This window comes from Armatimonadota bacterium, assembly GCA_025059775.1.
In the GTDB taxonomy this organism is placed as follows: Bacteria; Sysuimicrobiota; Sysuimicrobiia; order Sysuimicrobiales; family Sysuimicrobiaceae; genus Sysuimicrobium.
Window position 1 is genome coordinate 20,042 of the sequence record JANXCW010000021.1, and the last position, 7,389, is coordinate 27,430.

5 protein-coding genes are annotated in these 7,389 nt (G+C 68.4%); 4 read left to right on the forward strand and 1 reads right to left on the reverse strand.

Annotated features, from left to right (window positions below; all coding sequences use genetic code 11):
- Nucleotides 1–29: 29 nt before the first annotated feature.
- The 4 genes from N0A24_11515 to carB all read left to right on the forward strand — a co-directional run bounded on the left by N0A24_11515 (nucleotide 30) and on the right by carB (nucleotide 6,824).
- The gene (locus N0A24_11515) at nucleotides 30–776 is read left to right on the forward strand and encodes a sulfite exporter TauE/SafE family protein (GenBank protein ID MCS7173975.1); all 747 of its coding nucleotides are present in this window, start codon (nucleotides 30–32) and stop codon (nucleotides 774–776) included.
- Nucleotides 773–2,362: a family 10 glycosylhydrolase gene (locus tag N0A24_11520; GenBank protein ID MCS7173976.1), complete on the forward strand. Its 1,590-nt coding sequence runs from the start codon at nucleotides 773–775 to the stop codon at nucleotides 2,360–2,362. Before N0A24_11515 ends, N0A24_11520 begins: the two co-directional genes overlap by 4 nt.
- 83 nt (nucleotides 2,363–2,445) lie before the next feature.
- Nucleotides 2,446–3,630: a glutamine-hydrolyzing carbamoyl-phosphate synthase small subunit gene (carA, locus tag N0A24_11525; GenBank protein ID MCS7173977.1), complete on the forward strand. Its 1,185-nt coding sequence runs from the start codon at nucleotides 2,446–2,448 to the stop codon at nucleotides 3,628–3,630.
- On the forward strand, nucleotides 3,630–6,824 hold the full coding sequence (gene carB / locus N0A24_11530) for a carbamoyl-phosphate synthase large subunit (protein ID MCS7173978.1): 3,195 nt from the start codon (nucleotides 3,630–3,632) through the stop codon (nucleotides 6,822–6,824). Before carA ends, carB begins: the two co-directional genes overlap by 1 nt.
- 57 nt (nucleotides 6,825–6,881) lie before the next feature.
- Here carB and N0A24_11535 read toward each other — a convergent pair.
- On the reverse strand, nucleotides 6,882–7,389 hold a 508-nt coding region (locus tag N0A24_11535), incomplete at its 5' end, for a hypothetical protein (GenBank protein ID MCS7173979.1).

A 7,389-nucleotide genomic window follows, 5' to 3' on the forward strand; every position in this document is an offset into this window, starting at 1 on the left:
CGACAATACCCCCTCGGTGGATGCCTTCCATGGGGCCCGTGGAACAGGGAGCGATCCTCTTCGCCGCGGGAGCGGCGGCGGGTGCTGTGAACGCCATCGCCGGCGGCGGGACCCTCATCTCCTTTCCCACCCTGCTGTGGCTGGGGCGGGATCCTGTGCTGGCGAACGCTACGAATGCGGTGGCCCTGTGGCCGGGTAACCTCGCGGGCGCTTGGGGATTTCGGCGGGAGATGGAGGGGAGCGGTCCCTGGATCCGGTATCTGGTAGGGCCTACCCTGGCGGGGGGAATCCTAGGCGGCTGGCTCCTCCTCCGGACGCCCACCCAGACCTTTCGGGCCATCGTGCCCTTCCTCCTCCTCGGAGCCGCGATGTTGCTGGCCGCACGGAGGCACATCCGCGCGCTCTTTCCTCCGGGCCGGCGCACCACCTGGCCAGTGGCCCTCCTCGTGCAGTTCGGCATCGGTCTCTACATCGGCTACTTCGGGGCGGGTACCGGCATCCTCATCCTCACCACCCTGGGACTCCTGGGACTGGACGACATCCACCAGATGAACGGCATCAAGGGGATCCTCACCGCGGTGGGAAACGGGGTTGCGGCTGCCTACTTCCTGCTCTCCCGGGCCGTGCTGTGGCCGGACGTGGTGTGGCTGGCCCTGGGTGCCATCGTGGGCGGCTACGCCTCCGCGGGCATCGCCCGCGCCCTGGGGCGGGAGTTCGTGGAACGGACGGTGGTGGTGGCAGCCTTCATCATCGCCTTTTCCCTGTTCCTGCGGTGAGGGGACGGACGCTCCTTCTGACGTCGTTCCTCCTGGTGGCCATAGCGGCCCACCGGGGGCATGCGGCTCCCCTGGCCCGGGTGCCCCGACTCGCCCTGTGGATCGAGCCCGGCGCGAACCTCCTTACCCTGAGCACCAGGGAGGGCGTGCGGCGGGTGCTGGACCGGGCGAAGGCTGCGGGCGTGGATACCGTGGTCTTCGAGGCGAAGAACGCGTGGGGATACGTCACCTATCCCAGCCGCTTCGCGCCTGTCCTCAGCGACTCCCCGATTCCCCGCACCAGCCTCCCCGCCTACCCTCCACCCGTGAGGTGGCTCCCCCGGGACCACGACCTCCTGGGCACCCTCCTCGAGGAGGCGCACGCCCGGGGACTGCGGGTCTTCGCCGCGGTGAACACCTTCTCGGAAGGACTCTCCGCCTACCGCGTGGGGCCGGCCTTCGATCGGCCGGAGTGGATCGGGGTGGCTTACGTGGCCACCCGACCCGTGCAGGCGCCGGACGGTTCCGAGTACGAGATCGACGGCGCGAACGCCACCCGCTACGCGGACCAGCTGATCCTGTATACCCGGGCCGTGGGTACCCATGTCCCTACCACGCGCCACGGGGTGGAGGTGGTGGTCCGGGGGGATCGGGTGCGCGAGATCCGGGATCGGGAGCGCACGGAACCCGATCCCGGCCCCGCCTCGATTCCGGAGGATGGGTACGTGCTGGCAGGGCACGGGAGGGCCGCGGCATGGCTACGCGCCGCGTTTCGGATCGGGGATCCCGTGGGGATCGGGCCCGTGCGGGTGCGGATGGAGCCGGGTTGGCGGCGCAGTCCCTTTGCCTTCGTCAACCCCGCCCACCCGGAGGTCCGCCTTTACGAGCTCGCGATCCTCCACGAGCTCCTCACCCGCTACCCCGTGGACGGGGTGATCCTGGACCGCACCCGGTACGAGGACCTCACCCAGGACTTCTCGGAGCGGAGCCGCCGGGACTTCGAGGCCTTCCTGGGTCGGGCCGTGGTCCGGTGGCCGGAGGACATCTACCGGTACGTGCCGCGGGGGTACTGGGTGGCGCGGGAGCCGGGACCCCTCTACCGGGCCTGGCTCGGCTTCCGGGCCCGGAACATCTATACCTACGTGCTCTCCGCCACGCGGCTGGCTCGGGCCCTGCGGCCCGGGATCGCGGTGGGTGCGTACGTGGGGGGGTGGTATCCCGTGTACTACGAGGAGGGGGCCAACTGGGCCCACCCGGAGGCGCGACCGCCGTACCCCTGGGCGAGCGAGGCGTGGGCCCGGGCGGGGTACGCGCCGCTGCTGGATTTCCTCATGGTGGGGCTGTACTACCGCCCCCTCACCGTGTGGGAGGCCCTGCGCCGGGGCGCAAACCCTATATACAGCGTGGAGGGGGGGGCGATGCTAGCCCGCGAGCTGGTGCTGGAAGAGGTCCCCGTGGTCGCCAGCCTGTACCTTCCCCACTTCTCGGGTAGCCCCGGACGACTGCGGGAGGCCCTCCGGATCGCCCGGGCACAGGCGGACGGGATCATGCTGTTCGACCTCATCTACCTGACGGACGAGCTGTGGGAGGTTCTCCCGGGACGCTGAGGAATCCCGTTGCGCCTTCCGCTCCGGATCTGCTATGCTGGCAGAAAGCGCGGCCGACCATTAATGCTCTCCGGGAGGGAGCGATGGAGGCGAGAAGAGATCTGAACGCCCGCGGGGAGTGTGTGCGGGCGTTCTCTTTACACCCGCATGTGTATAATGATACACTTCAGTGTATGAATATGCAGACGGGGTGGCTCGCCTTGGAGGACGGCCTCGTGGTGCGAGGGGTGTCCGTCGGGGCGGAGGGGATCTCCGGGGGGGAGGTGGTGTTCACCACCGGCATGACGGGATATCCCGAGGTGCTCACGGATCCCAGCTACGCAGGGCAGATCGTGGTGATGAGCTTCCCCATGATCGGCACCTATGGCATAAGCCCGGAGTGGAGCGAGTCCCGCCGGCCATTCCTGCGGGGGTTTGTGGTGCGGGAGGCGAGCCCCTATACCAGCCACTGGGCGGGGCGCATCTCCCTCTCCGAGTACCTCCGCGGGCACGGGATCGTGGCCATCGCGGGGGTGGACACGCGGCGGATCGTGCGCCACCTGCGCACCCATGGGCTCCGCCGCGGGGTGATCGCCAGTGGAGAGTGGGATCCGGAAGAACTCGTGTCCCGGGCCCGGTCCCTCCCGGACCTGGCGGAGGAGGATCTGGTGACGGAGGTGCTGCCGGAAGAACCCCTCATCCTTCCGGGACCTGGAGCCCGCATCGCGGTCCTGGACTGCGGGGTGAAGATGGGAATCGCCCGGGAGCTTGCTGCCCGGGGGTGTGAGGTGATCGTGCTCCCCGGGCTGGTGGAGGTGGAGGAGATCCTGGCGCTCCGTCCTCATGCTCTCGTGGTGGGGAACGGTCCAGGAGATCCGCGCCGCCTCGATGTGGTGGCCCGGCGGCTGCGGACCCTCTTCGGTCGGCTCCCGATCTTCGGGGTCTGCCTGGGACACCAGATCCTGGCCCGGGCTGCGGGCGCAACGACCTTCAAACTGCCCTTCGGGCATCGGGGCTGTAACCACCCGGTCCTGGAGCACGCCACCGGGCGGGTGCGTATGACCACCCAGAACCACAGCTACGCGGTGGATGAGGAGAGTCTGGTAGGCACGGGCTTTGTGGTGACCCACCGCAACCTCCACGACGGCACCGTGGAGGGGATCCGACACCAGCACCTGCCCGTATGGTCCGTGCAGTTCCACCCCGAGGCCCGTCCCGGGCCCCGGGACAGCCGGGACCTCTTCGACCGGTTCCTGGCCGAGGTCGCCCAGCACGCGGAGGTGCGCTAATGCCACGGCGGCCGGACATCCGAAAGGTGCTGGTGATCGGCTCCGGCCCCATCACCATCGGGCAGGCGGCGGAGTTCGACTACTCCGGCTCCCAGGCGTGCCGGGCCCTCTCGGAAGAGGGAGTGGAGGTGGTGCTGGTCAACAGCAACCCCGCCACCATCATGACGGATCCCGAGGTGGCGGATCGCATCTACATCGAGCCCCTTACTCCGGAGTTCGTGGCCCGGGTGCTGGAGGCGGAGCGGCCTCAGGGGCTGCTTCCGACCCTGGGCGGTCAGACCGGCCTTAACCTGGCCGCGGCCTTGGATCGGATGGGCGTGTTGGAGGCCCTGGGGGTAGAGGTCCTGGGGACGCCGCTTTCCGCCATCCACAAGGGCGAGGACCGGGAACGGTTTCGGGAGGAGATGCGGCGCATCGGGCAGCCCGTGCCCGAGAGCATCGTGGCCACCACTCCCGAGGAGGCCGTGGACTTCGCCCTCTCCCTGGGAGATGCAGAAGTGGTGATCCGACCCGCCTTCACCTTGGGAGGGACGGGAGGAGGGATCGCCCGGGGGAGGGAGGCCGTTTGGGAGGCGGCGGAGCGGGGGATCCGCACCAGCCCCATCGGACAGGTGCTGGTGGAGCGATCCGTGGCGGGGTGGAAGGAGATCGAGTACGAGATCCTGCGGGATGCGGACGACGACTGTATTGCCGTCTGCAACATGGAGAACATCGATCCCATGGGGGTGCACACGGGGGACAGCATCGTGGTGGCCCCCAGCCTTACCCTCTCGGACCGCGAGCACCAGATGCTGCGGCGGGCTGCCTTCGAGATCGTGCGGGCTTTGGGGGTGGAGGGCGGGTGCAACGTGCAGTTCGCTCTGGATCCGCGCTCCGAGCGCTACTACGTGATCGAGGTGAACCCGCGGCTTTCGCGCAGCAGTGCACTCGCGAGCAAGGCCACAGGCTACCCCATCGCCCGGGTGGCGGCCAAGATCGCCCTCGGATATCGCCTGTGGGAGATCCAGAACCCCATTACCCGAGGGACCGCCTGCTTCGAGCCGGCCCTGGACTACGTGGTGGTGAAGCTTCCCCGGTGGCCCTTCGACAAGTTCGGGGAGGCGGACCGCCGCATCGGCACCCAGATGAAGTCCACGGGCGAGGTGATGGCCATCGGCCGTACCTTCACCGAGGCCCTCCTGAAGGCCGCTCGATCGGTGGAGTCCACCAACCGCGGCCTGTGGCACCCCACTCTGGCCCGGCTGGATGACGAGGCCCTCTGGGCGCGGGTGCGCACGCCGTGTGATGAGCGGCTGTGGGCCATGGTGGAGCTGCTGCGCCGGGGCGCACGTCCGGAGGAACTGGCGGCCGCTAGCCGCATCGATCCCTTCTTCGTGTGGGAGTTTGAGCGCATCGTGGCGGCAGAACGCCAGGTGGCCCAAGATCGGAACCCTCGCACCCTGTGGCTCGCCAAGCGCACCGGGCTATCCGATCTGGAGATCGGCCGGCTGCAGGGACGTCCGGAGGAGGCGGTGCGGGCTCAGCGGGAGGCGGTGGGGGTCAGGCCCGTCTACAAGCTCGTGGATACGTGCGCGGGCGAGTTCCCCGCGGCCACGCCCTACTACTACAGCACCTACGAGGAAGAGGACGAGGCAGAAGAGGATCCCCGGCCCTGTGCGGTGGTGCTGGGGAGTGGGCCCATCCGCATCGGGCAGGGCATCGAGTTCGACTACAGTACCGTACACGCGGTGCGCTCCCTTCAGGAGGCAGGGGTGCGGGCCGTGGTGGTGAACAACAACCCGGAGACCGTGAGCACGGACTTTGACACCTCCGACCGCCTGTACTTCGAGCCTCTCACCGTGGAGGACGTGCTGCACGTGGTGCGCAAGGAGCGGCCCGTGGGAGTTCTCGTCCAGTTCGGGGGACAGACGGCCCTGAACCTCGCGGTTCCCCTCGCCCGGGCCGGAGTCCCCATCCTGGGCACCTCCGTGGAGAGCCTGGATGTCTCCGAGGATCGGCGGAAGTTCTACGCCCTGTTAGATCAGCTTGGCATCCCGCATCCGGAGGGGGGGATGGCCCACTCCGTAGAGGAAGCCAAGCACCTGGTACGCCGGTTGGGGCTCCCCGTGGTGGTGCGGCCCTCCTACGTGCTGGGGGGCCGGGGGATGCGGATCGTGCACGAGGCGGAAGAAGTGGAGGACCTCGTGGCCGCGGCCCTGGCGGTGGATCCGGCTCGACCCGTGCTGGTGGACGCGTACCTGCGGGGTCAGGAGCTGGAGGTGGACGCCATCGGGGACGGGGAGAATTTGCTGCTTCCCGGGATCATGGAGCACGTGGAGACCGCAGGCGTGCACTCCGGGGACAGCATTGCCATCTTCCCCGCCTCCAACGTCCTTCCGGAAGTGGCGGAGCGCATCGCTGAGATCCTCCAGAAGCTCAACCGGGCGCTTCAGATCCGGGGGTTTCTGAACGTGCAGTTCGTGGTGCACGACTACCGGGTATACGTGCTGGAGGCGAACCTGCGGGCAAGCCGCACCGTGCCCTTCATCAGCAAGGTGCTGGGGCTTCCTCTCGTGCAGATCGCCACCCGCGTCATGCTGGGCAGTTCCCTGGCGGACCTAGGCTATCCCGGCGTGTACCGGTTCCCCACTCCCCGGCGGGTGGGGGTGAAGGTGCCCGTGTTCAGCAGCGAGAAGCTCGCCGGTGCGGAGGTGGCCTTGGGGCCGGAGATGCGGTCTACGGGGGAGGTGATGGGGATTGATCGGAACCTCCCCGCGGCCCTCTACAAGGGGCTCGTAGCCGCGGGATGGACGGTCCCGCCGAACGGTGCAGCCCTCCTCAGCGTGGCCCGCCGGGCCCGGCGGGCGGTTGTTCCCCTCGCGCGCCGCCTCCAGGCGCTTGGGATCCCACTCCTCGCAACTCCGGGCACCGCGGCGACCCTGCAGTCTGCGGGAATGCCGTGCCGCCCGCTCCCATACGCGGAGGCCCTGGAGGCCATCCGTCGGAGTGAGGTGGGGGTTCTGATCAACATTCCCACCGTCGGCCATGATCCACGGCGATGGGGCTTCCGCCTGCGCAGGGCCGCGGTGGAGCGTCGCATCCCCTGCCTCACCACCCTGGAGACCGCCCAGCTCTACAGCGAGATCCTTGCGGCCCTCCGGGAGGAGGTGTTGCTTGCTCCGCAGCCCATGGCGGGTCCCGCGCCGCTCGCCTAAAAAGCGTGCACCGGGGAATATTCCCCGGTGCACACCTCCAAACCTGCTAAAAACCCGCTACCGCGTGACCCACGCGTTCGCGGGAGTCCACCACGGCCAGGTGGATCCCTGAAGATGCCCGGTTCCCCGAACTTCGGGACGCGCGATGTAGTGTCGCCCTCCCACCCACAAGGGAATTACCGTGTGTTCCTCCAACAGGACCCTGTGCATCAGCTGCAACTTGTGGCGCTGGGGCTGGAGAGTGGCTATGGAGTCCTCCCACAGGCGCTGCAGCTGGGAGGGCCGCCGCATACTCACGAAGCCCTCTGGGGAATTGGTGAAGTAGAAGGCCACGTAGTTGTTGAAGTAGGGGAAGTAGCCGAAGGGTTGGATCAGGAGTCCCCGCCATCCTCTACGCTGGTACTCCGCATACCGGGCGATCTCCGGCGTGTCCAACTCCGCCTCAATACCCACCTCCTGCAGGTACCGCTGAATGGCTACCGCGACATCCCGGGTGACGAAGGGAGCGGGGATAAGCCGGGTTCGGAACCCGTTGGGATATCCGGCCTGGGCCAGCAGCTCCTTG